At 60.5% G+C, this 23,149-nt stretch carries 23 protein-coding genes; 15 read left to right on the top strand and 8 right to left on the bottom strand.

The window, feature by feature from the left end:
• Window positions 1-56 precede the first annotated feature (56 nt).
• Window positions 57-671, top strand: a complete 615-nt coding sequence (msrA, locus tag BM341_RS00430) for a peptide-methionine (S)-S-oxide reductase MsrA (RefSeq protein WP_089791815.1) — start codon at window positions 57-59, stop codon at window positions 669-671.
• Here the strand turns inward: msrA and BM341_RS00425 are convergent.
• The 4 genes from BM341_RS00425 to can form a co-directional block, all read right to left on the bottom strand.
• Window positions 652-1,686: a hydrolase gene (locus BM341_RS00425; RefSeq protein ID WP_089791813.1), complete on the bottom strand. Its 1,035-nt coding sequence runs from the start codon at window positions 1,684-1,686 to the stop codon at window positions 652-654. The genes msrA and BM341_RS00425 overlap by 20 nt on opposite strands.
• Before the next feature lie 7 nt (window positions 1,687-1,693).
• Window positions 1,694-1,909, bottom strand: coding sequence for a M24 family metallopeptidase (locus tag BM341_RS00420; RefSeq protein WP_342713842.1), 216 nt, complete (start codon window positions 1,907-1,909; stop codon window positions 1,694-1,696).
• A gap of 71 nt (window positions 1,910-1,980) precedes the next feature.
• Window positions 1,981-2,262 carry a M24 family metallopeptidase gene (locus BM341_RS00415; RefSeq protein WP_089791811.1) on the bottom strand — a complete coding sequence of 94 codons (282 nt, stop codon included), beginning with the start codon at window positions 2,260-2,262 and terminating at the stop codon, window positions 1,981-1,983.
• A 413-nt stretch (window positions 2,263-2,675) separates the two neighbouring features.
• Window positions 2,676-3,332 (bottom strand): carbonate dehydratase, encoded by a 657-nt coding sequence (gene can, locus BM341_RS00405; RefSeq protein ID WP_089791807.1) that lies wholly within the window; start codon window positions 3,330-3,332, stop codon window positions 2,676-2,678.
• A 174-nt stretch (window positions 3,333-3,506) separates the two neighbouring features.
• On the opposite strand from can, the gene gorA reads away from it, so the two are divergent.
• The 4 genes from gorA to BM341_RS00385 all read left to right on the top strand — a co-directional run bounded on the left by gorA (window position 3,507) and on the right by BM341_RS00385 (window position 7,719).
• Window positions 3,507-4,901: a glutathione-disulfide reductase gene (gorA, locus tag BM341_RS00400; RefSeq protein WP_089791805.1), complete on the top strand. Its 1,395-nt coding sequence runs from the start codon at window positions 3,507-3,509 to the stop codon at window positions 4,899-4,901.
• Window positions 4,902-5,173: 272 nt separating this feature from the next.
• Complete coding sequence (gene ectA / locus BM341_RS00395) at window positions 5,174-5,752, top strand: diaminobutyrate acetyltransferase (RefSeq protein WP_089791802.1); 579 nt, start codon at window positions 5,174-5,176, stop codon at window positions 5,750-5,752.
• 185 nt (window positions 5,753-5,937) lie between these two features.
• On the top strand, window positions 5,938-7,203 hold the full coding sequence (gene ectB / locus BM341_RS00390) for a diaminobutyrate--2-oxoglutarate transaminase (RefSeq protein WP_089791800.1): 1,266 nt from the start codon (window positions 5,938-5,940) through the stop codon (window positions 7,201-7,203).
• 105 nt (window positions 7,204-7,308) lie between these two features.
• Window positions 7,309-7,719 carry an ectoine synthase gene (locus BM341_RS00385; protein ID WP_089791798.1) on the top strand — a complete coding sequence of 137 codons (411 nt, stop codon included), beginning with the start codon at window positions 7,309-7,311 and terminating at the stop codon, window positions 7,717-7,719.
• Between the two features lie 50 nt (window positions 7,720-7,769).
• Here the strand turns inward: BM341_RS00385 and BM341_RS00380 are convergent, their stop codons facing one another.
• Window positions 7,770-8,165: a DUF3833 family protein gene (locus tag BM341_RS00380; RefSeq protein ID WP_245784107.1), complete on the bottom strand. Its 396-nt coding sequence runs from the start codon at window positions 8,163-8,165 to the stop codon at window positions 7,770-7,772.
• A gap of 259 nt (window positions 8,166-8,424) precedes the next feature.
• On the opposite strand from BM341_RS00380, the gene BM341_RS00375 reads away from it, so the two are divergent.
• The 6 genes from BM341_RS00375 to yidD all read left to right on the top strand — a co-directional run bounded on the left by BM341_RS00375 (window position 8,425) and on the right by yidD (window position 13,212).
• Window positions 8,425-9,273: a putative ATP-dependent zinc protease gene (locus BM341_RS00375; protein ID WP_089791794.1), complete on the top strand. Its 849-nt coding sequence runs from the start codon at window positions 8,425-8,427 to the stop codon at window positions 9,271-9,273.
• 38 nt (window positions 9,274-9,311) lie between these two features.
• Window positions 9,312-10,817: a UUP1 family membrane protein gene (locus BM341_RS00370; RefSeq protein ID WP_089791793.1), complete on the top strand. Its 1,506-nt coding sequence runs from the start codon at window positions 9,312-9,314 to the stop codon at window positions 10,815-10,817.
• Window positions 10,818-10,821: 4 nt separating this feature from the next.
• Window positions 10,822-11,811: an alpha-L-glutamate ligase-like protein gene (locus BM341_RS00365; protein WP_089791791.1), complete on the top strand. Its 990-nt coding sequence runs from the start codon at window positions 10,822-10,824 to the stop codon at window positions 11,809-11,811.
• Between the two features lie 67 nt (window positions 11,812-11,878).
• Window positions 11,879-12,331: a Fur family transcriptional regulator gene (locus tag BM341_RS00360; RefSeq protein ID WP_089792642.1), complete on the top strand. Its 453-nt coding sequence runs from the start codon at window positions 11,879-11,881 to the stop codon at window positions 12,329-12,331.
• A gap of 41 nt (window positions 12,332-12,372) precedes the next feature.
• Complete coding sequence (gene hisI / locus BM341_RS00355) at window positions 12,373-12,837, top strand: phosphoribosyl-AMP cyclohydrolase (RefSeq protein ID WP_089791789.1); 465 nt, start codon at window positions 12,373-12,375, stop codon at window positions 12,835-12,837.
• Window positions 12,838-12,867: 30 nt separating this feature from the next.
• Window positions 12,868-13,212 carry a membrane protein insertion efficiency factor YidD gene (gene yidD / locus BM341_RS00350; protein WP_089791786.1) on the top strand — a complete coding sequence of 115 codons (345 nt, stop codon included), beginning with the start codon at window positions 12,868-12,870 and terminating at the stop codon, window positions 13,210-13,212.
• 30 nt (window positions 13,213-13,242) lie between these two features.
• Here yidD and BM341_RS00345 read toward each other — a convergent pair whose 3' ends face one another.
• Window positions 13,243-13,668 carry a SufE family protein gene (locus BM341_RS00345; protein WP_089791784.1) on the bottom strand — a complete coding sequence of 142 codons (426 nt, stop codon included), beginning with the start codon at window positions 13,666-13,668 and terminating at the stop codon, window positions 13,243-13,245.
• Window positions 13,669-13,703: 35 nt separating this feature from the next.
• Window positions 13,704-14,810, bottom strand: coding sequence for a tyrosine-type recombinase/integrase (locus BM341_RS00340; RefSeq protein WP_245784128.1), 1,107 nt, complete (start codon window positions 14,808-14,810; stop codon window positions 13,704-13,706).
• Between the two features lie 350 nt (window positions 14,811-15,160).
• On the opposite strand from BM341_RS00340, the gene BM341_RS00335 reads away from it, so the two are divergent.
• Complete coding sequence (locus BM341_RS00335) at window positions 15,161-16,204, top strand: DNA-binding protein (RefSeq protein ID WP_089791781.1); 1,044 nt, start codon at window positions 15,161-15,163, stop codon at window positions 16,202-16,204.
• A gap of 42 nt (window positions 16,205-16,246) precedes the next feature.
• Here the strand turns inward: BM341_RS00335 and nfuA are convergent, their stop codons facing one another.
• Window positions 16,247-16,837, bottom strand: coding sequence for a Fe-S biogenesis protein NfuA (nfuA, locus tag BM341_RS00330; RefSeq protein WP_089791779.1), 591 nt, complete (start codon window positions 16,835-16,837; stop codon window positions 16,247-16,249).
• A 244-nt stretch (window positions 16,838-17,081) separates the two neighbouring features.
• Between nfuA and metH the strand changes: the two genes are divergently transcribed.
• The 3 genes from metH to BM341_RS00315 all read left to right on the top strand — a co-directional run bounded on the left by metH (window position 17,082) and on the right by BM341_RS00315 (window position 23,130).
• Window positions 17,082-20,783 (top strand): methionine synthase, encoded by a 3,702-nt coding sequence (gene metH / locus BM341_RS00325; RefSeq protein WP_089791777.1) that lies wholly within the window; start codon window positions 17,082-17,084, stop codon window positions 20,781-20,783.
• Between the two features lie 168 nt (window positions 20,784-20,951).
• Window positions 20,952-22,604: a nitrite/sulfite reductase gene (locus BM341_RS00320; RefSeq protein WP_089791775.1), complete on the top strand. Its 1,653-nt coding sequence runs from the start codon at window positions 20,952-20,954 to the stop codon at window positions 22,602-22,604.
• The gene (locus BM341_RS00315) at window positions 22,597-23,130 is read left to right on the top strand and encodes a DUF934 domain-containing protein (RefSeq protein ID WP_089791773.1); all 534 of its coding nucleotides are present in this window, start codon (window positions 22,597-22,599) and stop codon (window positions 23,128-23,130) included. Before BM341_RS00320 ends, BM341_RS00315 begins: the two co-directional genes overlap by 8 nt.
• Window positions 23,131-23,149: the final 19 nt, after the last annotated feature.

Here is a 23,149-nt window from a genome sequence, read left to right as displayed (position 1 = left end):
ACACCTTCGGGCCTGTTTCTTGACACCCTGGCCTGACCCTTGAACAGGAGCAAGAGATGAGTATTTTGACCCGGCGCGCCCCGACAGGGCGCTCCACCCCCCTCGAGATCAGCGGCGTGCATAGCGTTTCGGGGCTTTCCATGCTGCCTCCCTTCGCAGCGGGACTGCAGGATATCGTACTGGGGCTTGGTTGCTTCTGGGGCGCCGAGCAGCGCTTCTGGCAGCTTCCCGGCGTGCAGGTAACGGCCGTCGGATATGCAGGCGGGACGACGCCCAATCCGACCTATCAGGAAACCTGTGGCGGGCAGACCGGCCATGCCGAGGTTGTGCGCGTCATCTATGATCCCGACAAGGTCGCGCTGGAGACGCTGCTGCGCACCTTCTGGGAAGCCCATGATCCCACCCAGGGCAACCGCCAAGGCAACGACATCGGCTCTCAGTACCGGTCCATCATCCTGACCACCAGCGAGACCCAGCAAGCCACCGCTTTACGCAGCCGCGAAACCTACCAGCAAGCCTTGGACAAGGCCGGCAGGGGCAGGATCACCACAGAGATCGCCCCGCTGGAAGTGTTCTATTACGCAGAGGAATACCACCAGCAATATCTGGACAAGAACCCCGGGGGTTACTGCGGCCTGCGCGGCACCGGTATCAGCTGTCCGATCGGCTGACGCGACGCATTTCCTGCCAGGCATCCTGAGGCGTCGTGCATCCCCAGTCACCAAGCTGGCGAGCCACGCGACGGGCCAGCCAGCTGCCGAGCCGGCCGTCATGCCATTCGATGAAGCCGACATGCCCACCATGTCGAGCAATCTCCACACGCACGGCATCACCCGGGGCGGGAAGCTGCTCGAAAAGATCCGGCGGCATGAAGGGATCATCATTGGCGTGCAGGATCAGGGTCGGCAGCTCAAGATCGCCGATCAGCGGGCCCGCAGAGGCGCGGCGGTAGTAATCCGCCACACCTGCAAAGCCGTGCAGCGGTGCGGTAACGGCATCGTCATACTCACGTAGGCTATCCAGGGCATCGAGTTCACGAGCCGTAAGCGGCAAGGGTAATGCCTCGAGGCGGCGTGCAACCTTGGCCTTGAGCGATGCCAGCAAGTGGCGTTCGTAGAACCGTGAAAAGCCCTGATGCAGGGTGTCGGCGCTGGCCGCGAGATCCAGAGGTGGTGCGATGGCGATGGCGCCTGCCAGGTCAAGGCCATCGCCGCCCTGTTCGGCAATCAGCTTGATCAGCATGTTGGCGCCCAGCGACACGCCGATGGCCACCTTGAGGGCACGCGGATAACGGTGTGCCAACTGGGCAATCAGCCAATAGGCATCTGCCGTATCGCCGCTGTGATAGGCGCGCGGGAGGCGGTTGGGTCGCCCGCCGCAGCCCCGGAAGTGCATGACCACCGCCCGCCAGCCGAGGCCTGCTGCCGTGGCCATCAATTCTCGCGTATAGGGAGAGCGGATGCCTCCTTCCAGGCCATGGAACAACAGAAATAACGGCGCATCTTCCGCCACGATGTCCGGCAACGCCCAGGCCAACTCGACAAAATCGCCATCGGGCAGCTCGAGACCCTCCACGCGCCAGCTCAGCTTTCGCCGGGGCAGCAACCGAGGCAGCAGCGTCTGAACATGGCGGTTAGCCAGGCCGGGAGGCGGGCGGAAATCGGCGCAATGCAGCTGGGCTGCCATGGCGGTGTCACTCAGTTGTCTTCGACGTCAGGTTGTCGGGTCCCTGTCGGGTCACCAAGACATTGTCCTCGATACGAATCCCTCCGTGACAGGCTAGCCGCTGGACGAGTGACGCATCAATATCGCCGCTGTCACGATAGGGGGCGATCAATTGGGAAATAAAATATAGCCCCGGCTCAATGGTGACCACCATGCCGGCCTCCAGTTCCCGAGTCAGGCGCAATGCCGGTTCCGTTGCAGCGCCCGTACGCCATCCACCAAAGGTTGAAACACCGGATCGACATCGGGTCCCGACTAGGTGCGCGTGATGTCGGCACAATAGCCCCGATAGCGCTGGCCGGCATCGATCAGCATGCTGTGGCGAGTATCGGAGAGTGTCGTATCGCAATGCTGATAATGCAGCACACCACCATGCGCATTGACGCCGACAATGCTGGCGTAGGGCAGGGCGGTCTCACGCTGCCGAGATGCGCCGAGGTAGGCTAGCCGGATTCGAGTTCGCTGCCGCCAGCCAGGAACCTCTCGCGCGCAGCACGGTGCCCTGCCATGGCGCGCCGATTGGCTTCCCGCAGGCAAGCGTCCTCGTAATCACTCTTGCGCACCCGCAATTCATCCAGGCAGGGCCGCCGTTAAGGCCACCGGACGATACACGGCGAGCAGGTCATCGGGCAGGCCTGTGACACACCGCCGAGCACCGCGAAGCGCCCCTTCGGAAGCATCGGCGGTGCATCGTCATCGCTGATGATGATCTCGAACCGGCCGACCCAGGCCTCATCCGGCAGCTGAGCGGGCAAGTGCCAGAAATCGCGACACGGGAACCAGTCGCTCCACACCGACGTGGCGATAGACGCTCGCCTCGGTCACCGGCTCCATGCCGCAGGCTTGCGAGGGCCAATAGCAAAGCACCAGATCACATTCCTCACACGCCAGGGCCCGGTGGGGCGGCGGACCATTGATTGAGCCATTCAGGAACGAAATGAGATGGCGTCTCAATCATCCTGCAACGGCGCCAGGCGATCGATACGATAGAGGGTAGCGACCTGCTCAAGGCCGGTGATGGAACAGTCGAGATCCTTGATGTGTCCATCTGCCAGACCGTATACCCAGCCATGGACCGAGAGCATCTGGCCCCGCTGCCAGGCGCGCTGGAGGATCTTGGTGCGACACAGGTTGTTGACCTGAGCCTTGACGTTGAGCTCACACATGCGGTCCACCTGATCATCAAGAGGAAGGTCCTGCAACGCCTCACGATGCCGACTGTAGAGCTCGCGCACCGAATGCAGCCAGTAGTCGACTATCCCGCATTCACCCCCGGCGACCGCGGCGCGGACACCTCCACATCCATAATGACCAACGATCATGATATGACGCACCTTGAGCACATCCACCGCGAACTGGACGACCGAGAGGGCGTTCATGTCATTGTGATGGAGCAGGTTTGCGACATTGCGGTGAACGAAGACTTCGCCAGGGGGCAGGTCGATGATCTGGTTGGCGGGCACTCGACTGTCGGAACAGCCGATCCAGAGATAGTCCGGATTCTGTTGGCGGGATAACCGCATGAAGTAATCCGGGTCTTCCCGGCACATCAGGTCTGCCCAGGCGCGGTTGTTGTCGAGCAGCCCTTGGATATCCTCGTCCTTCATCAGCCTTCCCCCTGCTTACAGCGTCCATGGTGACACTTACTTTCCGCCTTCTTTTACCTTTCCCTACCGGGCCGGTCAACTGTCAACTCTCCCGAGTCAAGAGATGGGCTGGTATCATTCACTACATCCATTTCAGGGGCCCTCACCGCGGTCCCAGCGTCTCAGGAGACTGGTGTGGCCGAACTCGCTTCTGCAAAAGACGACAGCACCCGATACGACTATGACCTTCTTGTCATCGGCGCCGGCTCCGGAGGTGTGCGCGCCGCGCGAACCGCCGCGGCGACCGGCGCCCGCGTGGCTATCGCCGAGGACCGCTATCTGGGCGGTACCTGTGTCAATGTTGGCTGCGTTCCCAAGAAGCTCTACTCCTATGCAGCACATTTTCACGACACGTTTGAGGATGCCAGTGGCTTCGGGTGGCGGCTGAACGCTGCCCCCGAGTTCGAATGGGAAACCCTGCGCGACAACAAGGTCGGTGAGATCAAACGCCTCAATGACATCTATGCTCGCATCCTCGATGGCGCCGGTGTGCGGCTGATTCATGGTCGTGCTTGTGTGATGGATGCGCATACCGTCGAGGTGACAGGCGAGACCATCAGCGCGGACAAGATTCTCGTCGCGGTGGGCGGCTGGCCCTGGGTGCCGACGTTCCCCGGCAGCGAGCTTGCGATCACGTCTAATGAGGTATTTGATCTCGAGGCCTTCCCGGAGCGCTTCCTGGTGCTGGGCGGTGGCTACATCGCAGTGGAATTCGCCAGTATCTTCAATGGGCTGGGGAGCGATACGCATCTGGTCTATCGCGGCGAGCTCTTCCTGCGCGGTTTCGACCGTGAGGTCAGGGAGTTCGCGCGGGACGAGATGATAAAGAAAGGGATGAAGCTGCATCTTGAAACCAATGTCGATTCGATCCGCAAGGTTGCGAACGGTCTTGAGGTCACCCTGACCGATGGCCAACGGCTCGAAGTTGATGCGGTACTGGCAGCCACCGGGCGGCGGCCGTACCTGGCCGGGCTGGGTCTGGACAAGCTTGACGTTGCGCTCACCGATACGGGCCACTTGCGTGTCAACGAACGCTTCGAAACATCGGTGCCATCGATACTGGCCCTGGGCGATGTGACAGGGGGTACGGAACTCACGCCCGTGGCGCTCGCCGAGGCAATGCACATGGTCCAGCATCATTTTGACACTACGCCGCCGCCCGCACCTCTCGACTACCAGAGCATCGCCACCGCGGTGTTCTGCCATCCCAATATCGGCACTGTCGGGCTCTCCGAGCAGCAGGCACGCGAAGCGTGTGGAGAGATCCGCGTTTACACCACCGATTTTCGACCCATGAAACATACGCTGTCCGGCAGCAGCGAGCGGTGCTTGATGAAGCTGATCGTCGATGACCAAAGTGACGTGGTGGTGGGCGCGCACATGGTCGGTGATGAGGCAGGTGAATTGATACAAGGCATCGCTATTGCCGTTCGGGCGCGGCTCACCAAGGCGGACTTTGATGCCACCATCGGTATTCATCCCACCGGCGCCGAAGAATTTGTCACCATGCGAACACTGACCCGGCGCTGATCCCGTGAGACGGTGCAGACTCGCCTGTTAGGTGGCCGCAAATGATCAGCATCGCAAGCGGCCAGCAGCCCCAGGCCAACCCGAAGCGGGGCACGAAAGAGGCAAATTATCGGCGAACTCGACTAGACTCAAGAGAGCAAAGCGGGTGGGCTCACCGCTTATTCTTCAGTGACAGGTTTATCAGCAAGTTGCGCTTATGGCAAAGCGGGCAATTTTGAATTGTCATAAGCCAATGTTATAATGGTAGGTAAATTCGCATAGCGAAACCTTCTATGAATGCAACATCCGAACCCTTTATTCCCTCCGCCGACCTCGCTCGCCCCAGTGTGGCGGATGCGGTGGTCGGTAATGAGCAAACCCCGTTATTCATCCGCAAGCCCAACCCGGATGACGGCTGGGGCGTTTACGAGTTGGTCAAGTCCTGTCCCCCACTCGATGTCAACTCTGCCTACGCTTACCTGTTACTGGCGACACAGTTTCGCGATACCTGTGCGGTAGCCACCAACGAGGAAGGCGAGATCGTCGGCTTTGTATCTGGTTATGTGAAGAGCAACGCCCCAGACACTTACTTTCTCTGGCAAGTCGCTGTCGGCGAGAAGGCGCGCGGCACTGGCCTCGCCCGCCGTTTGGTCGAGGCCGTGATGACGCGGCAGGAACTCGCTGATGTGCATCATCTGGAAACCACCATCACTCCCGACAATGAAGCGTCCTGGGGGCTTTTTCGCCGGCTGGCCGACCGCTGGCACGCGCCACTCAATAGCCGCGAATATTTTTCTACCGACCAGCTCGGCGGCGAACACGATCCTGAGAACCTGGTACGGATCGGTCCCTTTCAGACGAGCCGTCTCTGAGCCATGATGCCTGCCTTGTCATTATTGACATGGTATGCCAAGTCAATGTTGCAATGCCGAACTATCCTTTTGCTTGTACATGACGCAGGCTAACGAAAGACGCCTGTTAACGGCGCGGCATTCTTCTGATTGCTCGATTATGTTTCGCTGCTATTTCTCGTTTTTTCCCACCAAGGAGGTCGCTAATGCAGACCCAGATTCTTGAACGGATGGAATCCGAAGTTCGGACTTATTCACGCTCCTTTCCGGTCGTGTTCACCCAAGCGCGCAACGCCCGCCTGACCGACGAGCAAGGCCGCGAGTATATCGACTTCCTCGCCGGTGCTGGCACATTGAATTATGGCCATAATAACCCCTATATCAAGCAGGCCCTGGTCGACTACCTGGCCAGCGACGGGATCGTACATGGCCTGGACTTCTGGACGGCCGCCAAGCGCGACTATCTTGAAACACTCGAGGAGCTGATTCTCAAGCCACGCGGCCTTGATTATAAGGTCCACTTTCCGGGGCCGACCGGCACAAACGCCGTCGAGGCGGCGATCCGTCTGGCACGTGTGGCCAAGGGTCGACATAATATTGTTACCTTCACCAATGGTTTTCACGGCGTGACCATGGGGGCGCTGGCCACCACCGGTAACCGCAAGTTTCGCGAAGCCACCGGGGGCATCCCGACCCAAGGCGCCTCGTTCTTGCCGTTTGATGGCTACATGGGCGAGCACATCGACACCCTGGATTATTTCGAAAAGTTGCTGGGCGACAAGTCCGGTGGCCTCGATGTGCCGGCAGCCGTGATTATCGAGACCGTACAGGGCGAGGGTGGCATCAACGTGGCGGGTCTCGAGTGGCTCAAACGCCTCGAAAGCATCTGTCATGCTCATGACATCTTGTTGATAGCCGATGATATCCAGGCCGGTTGCGGCCGCACCGGCAAGTTCTTCAGTTTTGAGCATGCGGATGTCGTACCCGATATCGTTACTAATTCCAAGTCGCTTTCCGGCTTCGGTCTACCGTTCGCGCATGTGTTGATGCGCCCTGAGCTCGACAAGTGGAAGCCTGGGCAATACAACGGCACGTTCCGTGGTTTCAATCTGGCATTTACCACCGCGGCCGCGACCATGCGCAAGTACTGGAGCGATGACACCTTCGAGCGTGATGTCCAGCGCAAGGGCAGGGTGGTCGCCGATCGTTTCCAGGCGATCGCCGCCTGGATCAGCGAGCAGGGGATCGAAGCCTCGGAGCGGGGCCGGGGTCTGATGCGGGGCATCGATGTCGGCAGCGGCGAAGTAGCCGACAAGATCACTCACAAGGCGTTCGAGAATGGTCTGATCATCGAGACCAGTGGTCAGGACGGCGAAGTCGTCAAATGCCTGTGCCCGTTGACGATTACCGATGAGGATCTGCTCGAAGGTCTGGATATTCTCGAAACCAGCGTCAAGCAGGCGCTGAGCTGATACGCTTGAGCTAGGCTATCTTTGTCAGCCAGGACGTTGGCCGGCCGGAAGTCCGGTCGGCCCGTCAACGACATACTACTTAACGTCATACTACGGAGATTCTCAATGATTGTTCGTAATCTCGAGGAAGCACGCCAGACCGATCGTCTGGTCAAGGCCGAGAACGGAAACTGGGATAGCACGCGTCTTTCTCTCGCCGACGACGGCGGTAAATGCTCGTTTCATATCACGCGTATCTTTGAAGGGACGGAGACGCACATTCACTACAAGAACCATTTCGAAGCGGTTTACTGCATCGAAGGGGAAGGTGAAGTGGAGACCCTGGCCGACGGCAAGATCTGGCCGATCAAGCCAGGGGATATCTATATTCTGGACCAGCACGATGAACATTTGCTGCGCGCCCACAAGACCATGCATCTCGCCTGTGTCTTTACACCGGGGCTGACCGGCCAGGAAGTTCATCGCGAAGACGGCTCCTATGCAGCGCCTGAAGTCGATGATAAATCGCCGATCTAAGCGATACAGATGATGCTGACGATGCCTCCAACCCGACGGGTGTGGAGGCATTATTCTTGGAGCGCTTTATCGGTGGGTTGTCGATCGAAGACGATGGTGATCTCGGCAAGCGTCACGCCGAATTTCTTCATGGCGGTGCGGTTGAGCAAGCGTCCGTCGGGCTGCAGGTACATCCAGTCGTCCATGTTGAAAGTGTAGGTACGCCCTGATATTTCCACGTCCAGCGGATAGCTCATGGTAAAGACGTGGCCAACCTGGCGGGCAACGACGGGCCCTTCGACATCATTGGCGCTGCCGAGCCAGCGATCCTTTGCTTGACGCTCGAAGGTCCAGACCCTTCGGTCCGTTTCGCCATCGTCGTAGACGAAGCGCTCTAAGTCGCCATTCGCACAGCCCACCATGAGCCAGGCCAACAGGGCGAAAGCAAGGGGTCGATAACGATGCATGAGAAAGGATCCTGTACAGGTTTCGTTCATGAATCTAGCTAGCCTAGCGCTAATATCGGCGCGGCGCCATGAGTGCATAAAGAGCGAAATAACAATTCCTAGGTTCGCATAATGCATATTATGTTAAATAAGGCCTTACAAAGCGGTCATACAGACTGATGGATGCTAAGCAATTGGCGTGTGTTATGCCGACACGTTGGACAAGGATGCTGGCGACTCCTTATCATCACGACACCTGCCACTGGAATGTACTGCTCACATGCCCCAACGTCTAAAGCTGCCTGTTGTCCTTTGCCTGGTCTCGTTGCTTGCGGGCTGCGCCTTGCTGGCCGAAACGCCGGAACCCGAGCCGGTACTGGGTCCGGCAGCATTTGCTGCCCGCATCGATCGTCTCGAGAGCCAGCTCGCCGCGCGTTGCGATAGTCAGGAGCACAAGCTCGACGCCTATGCGCGTCAGCAGGATCAACTTGGTGCCGAAGTTCGGGAAGTCGGGAGCGTGTTGCGCCGACTCAGCCGCGACATGGCCAGCCGTGACATCAGTGGGGAAAACCCACTGGTCATCGAGCAACGTTGCGAGGAGGAAGATTCGCTACTGGCCGGTAAGGTATTGGTAGGTCGCAGTGAATGGGTCGGGCTCCCCGACGTCGGTACTTACCTCAAGGCCAGGGTAGATTCCGGTGCCAACACCTCCTCGCTTTCGGCAACCGAGATCACGCCTTTCGAACGCGACGGTGAGGACTGGGTGCGTTTCAAGCTCGGTGTCAACGAGGAAGATGTGGTCGTAGAGGATGTAGTCGATGAGTGGATCGAGGAGCCAGTGGTGCGTCGGGTACGGATCATCCAGGCCGCGGGGGAAGAATCTCGCCCTGTGATCAGCTTGATAATGACCCTGGGCTCGATCCGTGAGCCGGTGGAGTTCACCCTCAAGGATCGCAGCCATCTTAGCTACCCGGTGCTGTTGGGACGCCGTTTTCTACTGGACATCAGTGTCATCGATGTCGCCCAGACGTATATCCATGAACGCCCTGAATTCCCCGGCGGCCTGCCCTCGGAAGAGTCCGAGGTCGACGAAGTCGATGCTCCCGATGACGAAGAAGAAGAAGCCTGACGTCTCACCGATTCGATCGTCATCAGCAAGGATGAACCATGTCACGACTGCCCTTTTATTTGATCGTCGGCCTGCTGTTGGTAGCCGGCACGGCGTTCAGTATTCATCGCCATCTAAGTCTCGAAGTTCCCTGGACGCCTGGAGAGCAGCGACAGGTCTGGGAAGTCGAGGCACTGATCAATTTCGAGGCCCAGGGTGACCCTGCTCTCATCGATATGGCGCTTCCCGCTAACCAGCAGGGTTTCCGGGTACTCACCGAACATACCGCCTCCCCTGGCTATGGCCTCTCGTTCGTCGAGGATGAAGGCGGCCGTCGCGCGCAATGGTCGATTCGTGAGGCGTCGGGAAGCCAGCAGCTCTTCTACACCGTGCAGCTGCTGGTGTCACCCGATGCAAGAGCCCCTGACATGCCTCCCCCGCAATTGCGTCGCGATATTGTCTGGGAGCAACCCTACGATACCGCCGCCGCCCAGGTCATCGAGCGTGCCTGGAATCGTAGTGCTGATCCCTTCACCTTTGCCAGGGAACTGATGCACGACTTCAGCGACGAGCGTCAAGGCGAAAACGTGCGCCTGCTTCTCACCCAATTCCAACGCAGCCAGCTACTGGTAAGACTGCTCAACCAGGCCGGGGTGCCTGCGCGGGAGGTCAGCGGGCTCTATCTCGAGGACGGTCGCCGACGCCAGAACCTTACCTCCTGGGTGCAGGTGTACGACGGCGAACAGTGGGCGTTGTTCGATCCCAATAGCGGTGAACAGGGGCGCCCCGAGAATCTGCTGCTCTGGGAGACGGCCGGTCACGCTGTACTTGAGGTGGAAGGCGGAAGCGATTCGCGAGTCACCTTCTCGATGCTGACGCACAATCAACCGGCTGCCGCTGCGGTGCGTAACCAGCTGAGCGACGACACCCTACTGAATTTCTCAATCCATAGCCTCCCCCTCGAGGAACAGGCGCTCTTCCAGACGATCCTGCTGATTCCCATCGGGGCACTGGTCGTCGTACTTCTTCGCGTGCTGGTGGGCATCAAGACTTCCGGTACCTTCATGCCGGTGTTGATTGCGCTGGCGTTCATTCAGACCACCCTGGTGACCGGCCTGGTCGGCTTCCTGCTGGTTGTCGCCATGGGGCTCGTGATCCGTAACTATCTCTCCTATCTAAATCTATTACTTGTGGCTCGCGTGTCGGCGGTTATCATCACGGTCATTGCGATCATCTCGATATTCTCGGTCCTGTCTTACCGTTTCGGTCTCAATGCCGGGCTGACCATCACCTTCTTCCCCATGATCATCTTGGCCTGGACCATCGAGCGGATGTCGATCCTGTGGGAGGAAGAAGGTCCCAAGGAAGTGCTGATCCAGGGCGGGGGGAGCTTGCTGACCGCGGTGCTGGCATATCTGGCGATGAACAACCCCTTGATACGTCATATCACCTTCAATTTTCTTGGCGTCCAGCTGATCCTGATGGCGCTGATCCTGCTGCTCGGCAATTACACGGGCTATCGCCTGCTCGAGTTACGGCGTTTCAAGCCAGTGACGGAGGACTGAGCGCATGTGGACTACCCCCGCCAAGCTGCGCCTCAAGGGCATCATCGGCATGAACCGCCGCAACATTCGCTATATTGGCCGCTACAATTCGCGGCGGTTATACCCCCTGGTCGACGATAAGCTCAAGACCAAGTTGCTGGCCCAACGCTACGGTATCACCACGCCTGCCTTGATCGGCACCGTGAGCACGCAGTTCGGCATCAAGCAGCTGAACAAGATACTTGGTGGCCATCCAGGGTTCGTGATCAAGCCCGCCAAGGGCAGCGGTGGCAAGGGAATCCTGGTCATCGAGCGGGTCGAAGGTGAGCATTTCATCAAGCCCAGCGGCGCTCGGTTGACGTTGAGCGATGTCGAGCGGCATGTCTCCAACCTGCTCTCAGGCCTTTATTCTCTGGGTGGATCACCCGATGTGGCGTTGATCGAGGCACTGATCAATTTTGACGAGGGTTTGTCTGAGTACACTTATGAAGGGGTGCCCGATATTCGAGTTATTGTCTTTCGCGGTTATCCGGTCATGGCGATGATGCGCTTGTCGACGGCGGCATCGGACGGCAAGGCCAATCTCCACCAGGGTGCCGTGGGAGTCGGGTTGGACATCGCCACCGGCACTGCGATCCGCGGCGTGCAGTTCGACCGCACCCGACAGGACCACCCAGACACCGGCCATGAGCTTGCCAGCTTGCGCATTCCCGACTGGCGCACCCTGCTCTTGCTGGCCGCCGGCTGCTACGAAATGACGGGACTCGGCTATCTGGGCACCGACATGGTGCTCGACCGTGATTTCGGCCCCATGCTGCTGGAGCTGAATGCCCGCCCTGGCCTGGCCATTCAGATGGCGAATGGCGAAGGGCTTCGCCAACGGCTCGACCTGGTCGAACAGCAAGCAGAGGGCATCACACCGGAGCAACGGGTGGCCTTTGCCCAGAAGCACTTCGCTCGCCACAGCGAGCTCAAGGAAGGCCCAGTCCAAGAAACGGCCGTCGCCGCAGGCTGAGCGTGGCTGGTCCGCGACACGTCCGGTGCGTAGAATACGGCGTTCCACTTCAATACCCATGGCCACCATGATCGACACCCGTGGTTTGATGCAGCAGGCCGAAGCGCAATGTCAGCAGCGAGGCGTGCGTTTCACCCCGATTCGCCGACGGGTGCTGGAGATGATTGCCGGTGCCCCGGGTGGCCTGAAGGCCTACGATCTTCTCGACCGTCTGACCACCGAGCATGCCGCCGCCCGTCCACCGACGGTCTATCGCGCCCTGGAGTTTCTCAGCGACCAGGGGCTGGTACACCGTATCGAGTCCTTGAACGCTTATGTCGCCTGCCCCTGCCCCGAGCACGCCCATGGCTTTCAGCTGTTGATCTGCCGTCAGTGCGGTCGCGTCGAGGAGTTGCACCTGGACGAGATCAACGACCGACTCTCCCATCGGGCCCGGGAGCTCGGGTTTCGGGTCGACCGCCAGACCATCGAACTGCTCGGTTATTGTGACGCCTGTCTGCAGGTCGCCAACGAAGCCTGACTCTCTCACTCTTCTCCTCCACTGCCCGCCCGGAATGGATCATGACCGACACTTTCAAGCCCCTTGAGCGAGCCGACCTCGATAGCCTCCATCCCCTGGACAAGGTACTCGAGGCCATCAGGTTCAATGACGATGGTCTGATGCCCGCCATCGCGCAGCAGCATGACACGGGTGAAGTGTTGATGATGGCGTGGATGAACCGTGGCGCGCTGGAAGAGACTCTTTCCACCAAGCGCGTCTGTTATTGGTCGCGATCGCGCAAGACTTACTGGCGCAAGGGAGAAAGCTCAGGCCAGCAACAGGCGCTAATCAGTGCGGCCCTGGATTGTGACGGCGATACCTTGTTGTTGCAGGTCGACCAGACCGGCCCGGCCTGTCACACCGGCCGTCGAAGCTGCTTCTATATCAGCCTGGAAAGCCGCCACGCAAGAATCACCAGTGCGCCCCTGATCGACCCGGCAATCCTATACGAGTCTTCGAATCGGGAGACGCAGTCAAAGGGCTGATTCCAGGGGCTGTTTCAAAGGGCTATGCGAATGGCACATTCGATCGTTTGGACTCGCTACCTCATTCGCCCGCTGGAGCGTCTGTTGGGCGGGCTCATGGTGGGCCTGGTAAAGCTCTATCAAGTTACCCTGAGCCCCCTGCTCGGCCCACGCTGTCGCTTCTGGCCAAGCTGCTCTCACTACACCGAAGAAGCAGTACGGACTCACGGGCCCCTCAAGGGCGGACGGATGGCCATTCGACGCCTCCTGCGCTGTCATCCGGGCAGCTCAGGTGGCATCGATCCAGTGCCGGGTGGGCCCAGCGAGACACTCTGCCGCGAGGATCCGGAACTCGATGCCGACTACCGTTGCCGCCCATCCGACAAGAAGGCTTGACCGATCGCCTGGAAACAACGCCTGGTGTGCTCAGGCGGCTTCGTGCTCGGCCACTCGATAAATCCGCTCCAGCATGGCATTGAGACCGTTGCTTCGGGTAGGTGACAGATGCTTGTCGAGCCCTAGATCACCAAGAAAATGCGGGCTGGTGTCACGGATATCAGCGGGCCGGCGATCATTGTAGATTCGCATCAATACGGCGATCAGCCCCGATACGATCGCGGCATCCGAGACGGCATCGAAATGCACGTACTCACCATCACGGCGATGATGCATCCAGACATTAGACTGACAGCCCTGAATCTTGTGCTCAGGAACCTTCCATTCTTCCGGAAAAGCCGGCAGTTGCTTGCCCATGTCGATGATGTATTGATAGCGGTCCATCCAGTTGTCAAACATCTCGAACTCTTCGAGAAGCTCCTGCTGGGCCTGTTCAACGGGTGTGTCAGAACTCATGGCAACTCCTTGAAAGCTTTCTACGATTATAACGGCTAAGCGTCGGCATCTCGATCGCGTGACCGCCCTGCCCTTTCCGATAACTGATCCAGGCCATGTAGAGACTGCTGGCGATGCCATTCCTCATCATCGGCATGCAGATAACGCGCCGTCGTGTCGAGGCGTGAGTGGCGAGCCGTCTCGGCCAGATAGCGAAGCTCCACCCCGGCCTGGGCCTGGTGAGTCAGAGCGGTGTGACGCAACCAATGTGGCGTGGCCTGACGCAGGCGCAGTACATCGGCACGTGCTGTTTCGCCTTTTTCTCGCGCCAAGGTCTCGGCGGCTTCGTGAAAGGTTTCACGAACGAGGCGGTACAGCCGATTGTCGCCCAGGCCTCGGATGCCATCCAGGGCCCGCAGCAGTGGTCCCGGCTCATCGGGTGCCGGCTCCGGCGATAGTTCCAGACAGGAACGCCACTTTTTCAGCAGGATGAGCATGTCCGGAGGCACCGGGATGCTGGCCGTCTTGTCCCCCTTGCCTGTCACATGCCACCACCAGCGCCCCTCGCGCATAGTGAAGTCCGCCATTTTCGCCGCGCTCATTTCACCGATACGCGGCGCGAGCAGATAGGCAAAGCCGAACGTGAAGCGACGGCGCTCGCACTCGAAATGCCTGCGCTGTGAGGCGCCCTCCTCCAATGGCCGGTGCAGCCAACTCCAGAACCAACCCCAGAGCGGCCGCTCGAGGTAGCGCTCGATACGCCCCTGGCGATTGTCGAGGCGCCGGCGCTTGTCGCGCATCAAGCGAAACGGGTTGTGACGCACCCACCCCGCCTCTACTAGCCAGCCAAACATACCCTGCAGGATCACCAGGCTCTGGCGACGACTCGCCGGCGATAGCGGGCCGCGGAAGGGTCGCCAGCGGGCATCCTGGCGGGGGCGCGACGGTCCTACCCAGCGCGCCGGTGGCCTGGGGTCGCCAAGAAAGGCTTCGAAGGCGTCGAGGTGCTCTCGACGCACCGCCGACAAGGCCAGGCCCTGATCGGCCAGCCACAGCAACAGACGTTCGGCCTCGCGCCGATAGGCCTGCTGCGTACGGAGACTACGGCGATATTCACGCAACCAACAGGCCACCGCCTCGGCATCTGTTTCGGCAGCGATCATTGCCGGCAGCGACAAGTCATCTGCATGGCCGGCTCCCTGCCCCCTCAAGGCGTCGGGCTGCCGCTGCACAGTCACTATTGGCGCAAGCGATTCGTCCTGCTTCTCGGCCATCCCTACCTTCTTCGCTGCTGGAATCTCAAGCCGCAGTGTCAGGCACACTTTGTCAATAAGCAAGATAAGCCGCGTAATCTTGATTTTATGACCGATAATGTAATGTAATATACGTAATACGCATAACGTAAAAACTTCTCTTTCACCGCATTTCGGGCTACGCTGCGACCTCATGTGAGATCGACTCAGCCGACATCCAGCGCGTCGAGCTGGCGATGCGAAGATTCAAGGAGTGATAGATGGCACGTAGCGGTGTGCGTTACGAAGATGTACAACAGGCGATCGACCAGCTGGTGGCGCGTCGCGAGACGCCCAGCGTGCAGAAGGTTCGCGAGGTACTGGGTACCGGCAGCTTTACCACCATCAGCGAGCACCTGCGCGAATGGCGAGCCAGGCGCGAGGCCAATCGTGACCTGCCCGCGCCTCGCGACATGCCGGAACCCCTGCTGGCGTTGGCAAGCGCCCTCTGGGAGCAAGCTCAGCAGGATGCCGGCGAAGCGCTGAGCCACTACCGGGAGGAGGCAAACCAGCGGATCGAGGCGGCGCGTGCCGAGATTCTCGAGACACAACGACATGCCGAAGATGCCCAGCAGCGCGAGTCCGCCTTGGCAGCGCATCTTGCCGCTACCGAGCAGCGTCTCGAAGAACGTAGCGCCGAGCTCGCCAGGAGCCAGTCGGCACGATTCGCCTTGGAAGAGCGAGAGGCAGAACATTCCGCCCGCCTGGAAAAACGCGAGGAACAGCTGGCGCAACTACAAGCGAAGAATGAGCGACAGGCCCAGCGGTATCAGGAAACGCTGGCCGCGCAGGAGTCTCAGCAACAGCAGCGGCTGACTCAGGAAGAACAGCGTCATGAAAGCGTCGAGGCGCGCCTGATGACGCTGCTCGACGAGGCCCGCCAGGAGCGTCAGGCCGCCGAAAAAGCGCACACCGCTCGGGAGAGACAGCTTGAAACACGCCTAGAGACGCTTCAGCAGCAGCTACAGGCGGCCCGCACTGAAGTGGTCGAGGAAGAGAGGCAGCGCAGGGAATCGGAATGGGCGCGCACTCGAGCCGAGGACCGCACGCACGCCTTGCAACATGAACAGGCCCTGCTTCAGGCCCGCATCGACGAGCAGAAACGTTTGCTTGAGGACCAGGCGAGACGCCTATGCGATCTGGAGGCGCAGCTCAACCGGCGCCTCTGGCAGACACCGGTATCTGCCCGGCAGGACGAGGCCGGAAACGATGAAGGCTCCGCGGAAGCGAAGCCTTCGGAAAAAAGTGAGCCGGACGAAAATTGAACGCCGAGAGCGAACTGTGAGGCGCCGGCCCTTACACGCGGACTACCGGTAATAGGCGTTGGTGGTGTCCGTGTGATCTGTCACGTCGCGAATACCGCCAAGCTCTGGAATGCGCTCCAGCAGGGTGCGCTCGACGCCGTCCTTGAGCGTGATATCGACGGCCGCACACCCTTGGCAACCACCGCCGAAGGACAGCACGGCAATCTGCGAGTCGGTGAGCTCGATCAGCTTGATCTCGCCTCCGTGTGCGGCAAGACCGGGGTTGATCTCGCTGTAGAGCACGTAATTGACCCGATCCTCCAGGGGGCTGTCCGCGTTGACCTTGGGCATCTTGGCGTTGGGCGCCTTGATGGTCAGCTGCCCGCCCATGCGGTCGGCATTGAAATCGACGACGGCTTCATCAAGGAAGGCCAGGCTATTCTTGTCCAGGTAAACGGCGATCTTGGCAAGCTCTAGACGCTCGTCGCTGGGCTCCTCCTCGCCGGGGCGGCAGTAGGCCAGGCATGTCTCGGCGTAAGGGGTGCCGGGCTGAGTAATGAAGATGCGCACCGCGATACCTTCGACGTTCTGCTTCTCGAGCAGCTCGGCAAGATAGTCTTGGGCGCTGTCGGTAATCTGGATGCTCTCGCTCATGAGATTCTCGCTGTTCAGGTTCGTGGGGCGGCGCAAGAATGTAGTCGGCGACACCCATATCAATACCCATATGGTAAGACAGCATGTCGAATGAGACAATCCCGACTGTTTTGCTCGGGATTAGTCGAAGCCCGCACAAAGCTCATCCCCTGCCCTCCGGTAAGCCTTTTTGTTACTCTTGGAGGCTGTCTTTACGCCTGGCTTGCCGGCGTTTGCACTGTTCACCTGGAGATCGCCTCGAACCATGGCCGCCGTTCCCACTGCCCTGACCGCCACACTCACCGACAGCTTGTCACACCGCATTCTCATGCTCGATGGCGGCATGGGCACCATGTTGCAAAATGCCGAACTGTCCGAAGCGGAATTTCGTGGTGAGCGCTTCGCCGACTGGCCAAGCGACCTCAAGGGCAACAACGACCTGCTGGCATTGACCTGCCCCGACCTGGTGACGCGTATCCACCGGGAGTATCTGGAGGCTGGTGCCGATATCGTCGAGACCAATACTTTCAATAGTACACGCTTGTCGCAGTCCGACTACGGCATGGAAGCCATCGTACCGGAGCTCAACCGCGAGGCGGCGAGGCTGGCCCGTACCGTCTGTGATGCCGTAAGCGCCGAAACCGGCGTGCCACGCTATGTGGCCGGCGTGCTGGGGCCGACCTCACGCACCGCCTCGCTGTCGCCAGATGTCAACGACCCGGCCAAGCGCAATGTCACCTTCGATGCGTTGCGTGAGAATTATTATGAGGCCGCCGAGGCGCTCATCGAGGGTGGGTCCGACCTGATCATGATCGAGACGATCTTCGATACCCTCAACGCCAAGGCAGCCATCTTTGCCCTGGAGGAACTGTTCGCGGTACGCGGTGAGCGTTTGCCAGTGATGATCTCAGGCACGATCACCGATGCCTCCGGGCGCACGCTATCGGGTCAGACCACCGAGGCATTCTGGAATTCGGTTCGCCACGCACGCCCTTTCTCGATCGGCTTGAACTGCGCCTTGGGTGCCGAAGAGCTACGCCCCTATATCGACGAGCTTTCCGGCAAGGCCGACACCTTTGTCTCGGCCCACCCCAACGCCGGACTGCCCAATGAGTTCGGCGAATACGACCAGACCCCGGAGGCGATGGCGGCCATCGTTTCCGAGTTCGCCGCGAGCGGCCTGGTCAACATTATCGGTGGCTGCTGTGGCTCGACGCCGGAGCACATCGCCGCGATCCATGCGGCGATCCAAGGACTGCCGCCGCGCCAGGTTCCCGAACGGCCGCGCGCGTGTCGTCTCTCGGGCCTCGAGCCCTTCAACATCGAGGCCGACTCGCTGTTCGTCAACGTCGGCGAGCGCACCAACGTCACCGGCTCGGCGCGCTTCAAGCGTCTGATTGTTGACGAGGACTACACCACGGCGCTCGAGGTCGCGCTCGAGCAGGTCGAGAACGGCGCCCAGATCATCGATATCAACATGGACGAAGGCATGCTCGAGTCCCAGGAGGCGATGGTGCGCTTCCTCAACTTGATCGCCGGCGAGCCGGATATCGCCCGGGTGCCGATCATGATCGACTCGTCCAAGTGGGAGATCATCGAGGCGGGCCTGAAGTGCGTACAGGGCAAGGCGGTGGTCAACTCCATCTCCATGAAGGAAGGCGAGGATGCCTTTCGCGAGCAGGCCACTGCCTGCCGGCGTTTCGGCGCTGCGGTGGTGGTGATGGCTTTCGACGAGCAGGGCCAGGCCGACACCTTCGCCCGCAAGACCGAGATTTGCCAGCGTGCCTACCGCATTCTGGTCGACGAGATCGATTTCCCGCCTGAAGACATCATCTTCGATCCCAACATCTTCGCCATCGCCACCGGCATCGAGGAGCACGACAACTACGCCGTGGACTTCATCGAGGCCACTCAGTGGATCCGCGAGCATCTTCCGCATGCCATGGTGTCCGGCGGCGTCTCCAACGTGTCGTTCTCGTTTCGGGGCAACAACCCGGTGCGCGAGGCGATCCACTCGGTGTTCCTCTATCACGCCATCCGCGCCGGTCTGACCATGGGCATCGTCAACGCCGGTCAATTGGCGGTCTACGACGACCTGCCGGCCGAGCTGCGTGAAGCCGTCGAAGATGTCGTTCGCAACCGTCGCAGCGACAGCACCGAACGTCTTTTGGAGATCGCCGACAAGTTCAAGGGCGACGGCAGTGGTCCGGAGAAAAAGGAAGACCTGGAGTGGCGCTCCTGGGAAGTCGAAAAGCGCATTGAACACGCGCTGGTCAAGGGCATTACGGTTTACATCGAGGAAGACACTGAACTCGCCCGTCAGCGGGCGACGCGGCCCATCGAAGTGATCGAAGGCCCGCTGATGGATGGTATGAATGTGGTTGGCGACCTGTTCGGGGACGGCAAGATGTTCCTGCCGCAGGTGGTCAAGTCGGCGCGCGTGATGAAGCAGGCGGTGGCCTACCTGATTCCCTACATCGAAGCCGAGAAGAGCGAAGATACCCAAGCCAAGGGCAGGATCGTCATGGCCACGGTGAAAGGCGACGTTCACGACATCGGCAAGAACATCGTCGGCGTTGTCTTGCAGTGCAATAACTACGAGGTGATCGACCTCGGGGTCATGGTGCCGGCGGAGAAGATCCTGCGCGTCGCGCGTGAGGAAAACGCCGACATCATCGGTCTGTCGGGGCTGATCACCCCTTCGCTTGATGAGATGGTCCATGTCGCCAAGGAGATGCAGCGCCAAGGATTCTCGACGCCACTGCTGATCGGTGGCGCCACCACCTCAAAGGCCCATACCGCGGTGAAGATCGAGCCCGGCTATGAGCATCCGGTGATCTACGTCACCGATGCCTCGCGCGCCGTCGGCGTGGCCGGCAAGCTGCTTTCCCCCGGCCTGAAGGCAACCTATGTTGCCGATATCCGCGCTGACTACGAGAAGGTGCGCGAGCGCAACGCCAAGCGCCGCCCCAAGGCAGCCAACCTGAGCTACGCAGAGGCCCGCAAGCGCAAACCGGAGATGGATTGGGCAGGCTATACACCTCCTCGGCCTGCCATTACCGGTCTCGAGGTGTTCGACGATTACCCGCTCGAGGAGCTGGTCGAACGCATCGACTGGACGCCCTTCTTCATGAGCTGGCAGCTCTCCGGCAAATACCCGCGGATTCTCGACGATGCCAAGGTCGGCGAGGCGGCGCGCAGCCTGTTCGACGATGCCCAGGCGATGCTGCGCAAGATGATCGATGAGAAGCGTATTCAGGCCCGCGGTGTGATCGGCCTGTGGCCAGCGAACAGCGTCGATGATGATGTCATCGAAGTCTATGCCGACGAATCGCGCCATCAGGTCATCGAGCGACTGCACCATATTCGCCAGCAGACGACCAAGAATCGTGACGGCGTCTGCCAGAGCCTGGCCGACTTCATCGCACCCAAGGAGAGCGGTAAGCCGGACTGGATCGGCGGGTTTGCCGTCACGGCCGGGCACGGCGTGGAAGCACTGACGGAGGAGTACAAGGCGGCCGGGGACGACTACAATGCCATTCTGGTCCAATCACTGACCGACCGCATGGCCGAGGCGTTCGCCGAGCGTCTGCATGAACGAGTGCGCAAGGAATTCTGGGGCTACGTCCCCAACGAGCAGCTCGACAACATCGCGCTGATTGACGAGAAGTACCAAGGCATCCGGCCGGCCCCGGGCTATCCGGCCTGTCCGGACCATACCGAGAAGGCTACCCTCTTCCGCCTGCTCGAGGCGGAAACCCATAGCGGCCTGGCGCTGACCGAGAATTTCGCCATGTGGCCCGCGGCGGCCGTGGCGGGCTGGTATTTTTCGCATCCGCGCTCGAAGTATTTCGCCACCGGCAAGATCACCCGCGACCAGGTCGAGGCGCTGGCGGAGCGCAAGGACATGTCGCTTGAAACGCTCGAACGCTGGCTATCGCCCGTGCTGTCCTATGACCCGGCGTGATCGCAACGAGAGCCGTTGCGAGTCCTCATGTCTTGTCGGTTGAGCCCGCTACTAATAACTGTTCAGTTAAATTCTATGATTATTTATTCTTTCATAGAATAACGGAAGAGGAGTATGTTGCCACCACGGCACTCTCTTCACCCGCTTCGACCAGCAGGAAATGCCCGCATGTATCGCTACGACTCGCACGACCAGACACTCGTCAACGAACGCGTCGACCAGTTCCGCGACCAGATGGAGCGCTATCTCGCGGGCCGGATCAGCGAGGCCGAGTTCCTGCCGCTGCGCGTTCAGAACGGTCTCTACATTCAGCGCTACGCCCCTATGCTGCGCATCGCCATTCCCTACGGCATGCTGGCCTCCCACCAACTGCGCAAGCTGGGCGAGATCGCTGCTCGCTACGACCGCGGCTACGGCCACTTCACCACCCGTACCAACCTGCAGTTGAACTGGCCTAAGCTCGAGGACGTGCCGGACATGCTCGCCGAGCTCGCCAGCGTACAGATGCACGCCATCCAGACCAGCGGCAACGATATCCGCAACACGACCACCGACCAGTTCTCCGGCGTGGCCAAGGACGAAGAAGTGGATCCACGGCCCTGGTGCGAGTTGATCCGCCAGTGGTCTACTTTTCATCCAGAATTCGCCTACCTGCCGCGCAAGTTCAAGATCGCCGTTTCCGGTGCTGCCGCGGACCGTGCCGCTATCCAGGTCCACGACGTGGGCCTGCGGCTGTGGCGCGACCACGACGGTGAGGTGCGAGTCAGGGTGCTCGCCGGTGGGGGGCTGGGTCGCACGCCAATGATCGGCGAGGTGGTCCGCGAGGATCTGCCTTGGCAGCACCTGCTGACCTACCTGGAAGCCCTCGTGCGGGTCTACAACCAGTTCGGCCGGCGCGACAACAAGTTCAAGGCGCGCATCAAGATCCTGGTCAAGGCGCTGGGTGTCGACGAGTTCCGCCGCCGCGTCGAGGAGGAGTGGGCCCATCTCAAGGATGGTCCCCAGACCCTGACCGCCGGCGCCGTCGAGGCCGTAGCCGATCACTTCGTCGAGCCACCGCGTCGCGACGTGCCGGCCGAGGCCATCGAGGCCTATGAAAGCCTGCGTAACGATAACCGCGCCTTCGCGCGCTTCGTCACCAACAACGTTACCGATCACAAGGTAGCCGGCTACAAGGCGGTGACGCTGTCGCTCAAGCGTCGTGGCCACTCGCCCGGGGACGTCACCTCGGAGCAGATGGCAGCCATCGCCGACCTGGCCGACGACTTCGGCTATGGCGAGCTGAGGGTCACCCACGAGCAGAACCTGGTGCTCACCGACGTGCCGGTAGATCGCATCGAGGAACTCTGGCAACGTCTGGAAGCGCTGGGCATAGCCAACCCTACAGTGGGTACCCTGGCTGACCTGATTTGCTGCCCGGGCGGTGACTACTGTGCCCTGGCCAATGCCAAGTCTATTCCCGTGGCACAGTCGATCCAGGAACGCTTCGAGGACCTGGATTTCCTCTATGATCTAGGCCCGCTGGAACTCAATATTTCCGGCTGCATGAACGCCTGCGGGCATCATCATGTCGGCCACATCGGCATCCTTGGCGTCGACAAGAAGGGCGAGGAGTGGTATCAGATTTCGCTGGGTGGCGCCCAGGGCGACGAGACCTCGCTGGGCAAGATCCTCGGTCCTTCCTTTAGCCGCGAGAAAGTGCCCGATGTGATCGATACCCTACTGCAGGTCTACGTTGGCCAGCGCAGTGACGGCGAGACCTTCCTGGACACCTATCGCCGTATCGGTCTTAAACCGTTTAAGGAGCGGGTCTATGCCTGAGCAAATGATCCAAGCGCGCCCCTATATCCACGCCGGCCATCCGGCCACCGACGAATGGCAGTTAATCCTTGAAGAGGAGGAAGTGCCGTCCAAGGGCAAGTCGATCCTGCCCCTGGCCGCCTGGCTCGACGGTGAGCGCGGCGCCGACCGCGCGCCCTGGTTACCCGCCGGCACCGAACTGACGCCGGCATTGGCGGAGACACTGCTGGACGCGCCGCTGATCGCCATCGACTTTCCCAAGTTCACCGACGGTCGCGGTTACAGCTTGGCTCGCCTGTTGCGGGAGCGCTATGCCTACCGAGGCGAGATTCGCGCCATTGGCGACATTCTGGTCGATCAGTTGTTCTTCCTGACTCGCTGCGGTTTTGACGGCCTGTCGCTGCGCGAGGACCAGTGGCTCGAAGACGCCCTGCGCAACCTCAAAATCTTCAGCCGCGCCTACCAGCCGGGCGTCGACCAGCCGGAGCCGTTGTTTCGGCGCCGCGAGCGGGAACGTGCTCGCCACGCCGAACCGGCAACGGTCTAAGAGCAAGTCGGCCCCCTGG

Source organism: Halomonas korlensis (genome assembly GCF_900116705.1).
Lineage (GTDB): Bacteria > Pseudomonadota > Gammaproteobacteria > Pseudomonadales > Halomonadaceae > Halomonas > Halomonas korlensis.
This window is presented reverse-complemented; position numbering and strand designations above follow the sequence as displayed.

Bases quoted from the DNA above. Each gene is read 5' to 3' on its own strand.
- ectA (WP_089791802.1), top strand. From the start codon at position 5,174: ATGAATGCAACATCCGAACCCTTTATTCCCTCCGCCGACCTCGCTCGC.
- BM341_RS00365 (WP_089791791.1), top strand. From the start codon at position 10,822: ATGTGGACTACCCCCGCCAAGCTGCGCCTCAAGGGCATCATCGGCATG.
- BM341_RS00370 (WP_089791793.1), top strand. From the start codon at position 9,312: ATGTCACGACTGCCCTTTTATTTGATCGTCGGCCTGCTGTTGGTAGCC.
- msrA (WP_089791815.1), top strand. From the start codon at position 57: ATGAGTATTTTGACCCGGCGCGCCCCGACAGGGCGCTCCACCCCCCTC.
- BM341_RS00385 (WP_089791798.1), top strand. From the start codon at position 7,309: ATGATTGTTCGTAATCTCGAGGAAGCACGCCAGACCGATCGTCTGGTC.
- BM341_RS00425 (WP_089791813.1), bottom strand. From the start codon at position 1,686: ATGGCAGCCCAGCTGCATTGCGCCGATTTCCGCCCGCCTCCCGGCCTG.
- BM341_RS00335 (WP_089791781.1), top strand. From the start codon at position 15,161: ATGGCACGTAGCGGTGTGCGTTACGAAGATGTACAACAGGCGATCGAC.
- BM341_RS00320 (WP_089791775.1), top strand. From the start codon at position 20,952: ATGTATCGCTACGACTCGCACGACCAGACACTCGTCAACGAACGCGTC.
- BM341_RS00340 (WP_245784128.1), bottom strand. From the start codon at position 14,810: ATGATCGCTGCCGAAACAGATGCCGAGGCGGTGGCCTGTTGGTTGCGT.
- BM341_RS00315 (WP_089791773.1), top strand. From the start codon at position 22,597: ATGCCTGAGCAAATGATCCAAGCGCGCCCCTATATCCACGCCGGCCAT.
- yidD (WP_089791786.1), top strand. From the start codon at position 12,868: ATGGCACATTCGATCGTTTGGACTCGCTACCTCATTCGCCCGCTGGAG.
- metH (WP_089791777.1), top strand. From the start codon at position 17,082: ATGGCCGCCGTTCCCACTGCCCTGACCGCCACACTCACCGACAGCTTG.
- hisI (WP_089791789.1), top strand. From the start codon at position 12,373: ATGACCGACACTTTCAAGCCCCTTGAGCGAGCCGACCTCGATAGCCTC.
- BM341_RS00345 (WP_089791784.1), bottom strand. From the start codon at position 13,668: ATGAGTTCTGACACACCCGTTGAACAGGCCCAGCAGGAGCTTCTCGAA.
- can (WP_089791807.1), bottom strand. From the start codon at position 3,332: ATGAAGGACGAGGATATCCAAGGGCTGCTCGACAACAACCGCGCCTGG.
- BM341_RS00360 (WP_089792642.1), top strand. From the start codon at position 11,879: ATGATCGACACCCGTGGTTTGATGCAGCAGGCCGAAGCGCAATGTCAG.
- nfuA (WP_089791779.1), bottom strand. From the start codon at position 16,837: ATGAGCGAGAGCATCCAGATTACCGACAGCGCCCAAGACTATCTTGCC.
- BM341_RS00375 (WP_089791794.1), top strand. From the start codon at position 8,425: ATGCCCCAACGTCTAAAGCTGCCTGTTGTCCTTTGCCTGGTCTCGTTG.
- ectB (WP_089791800.1), top strand. From the start codon at position 5,938: ATGCAGACCCAGATTCTTGAACGGATGGAATCCGAAGTTCGGACTTAT.
- BM341_RS00380 (WP_245784107.1), bottom strand. From the start codon at position 8,165: ATGCATCGTTATCGACCCCTTGCTTTCGCCCTGTTGGCCTGGCTCATG.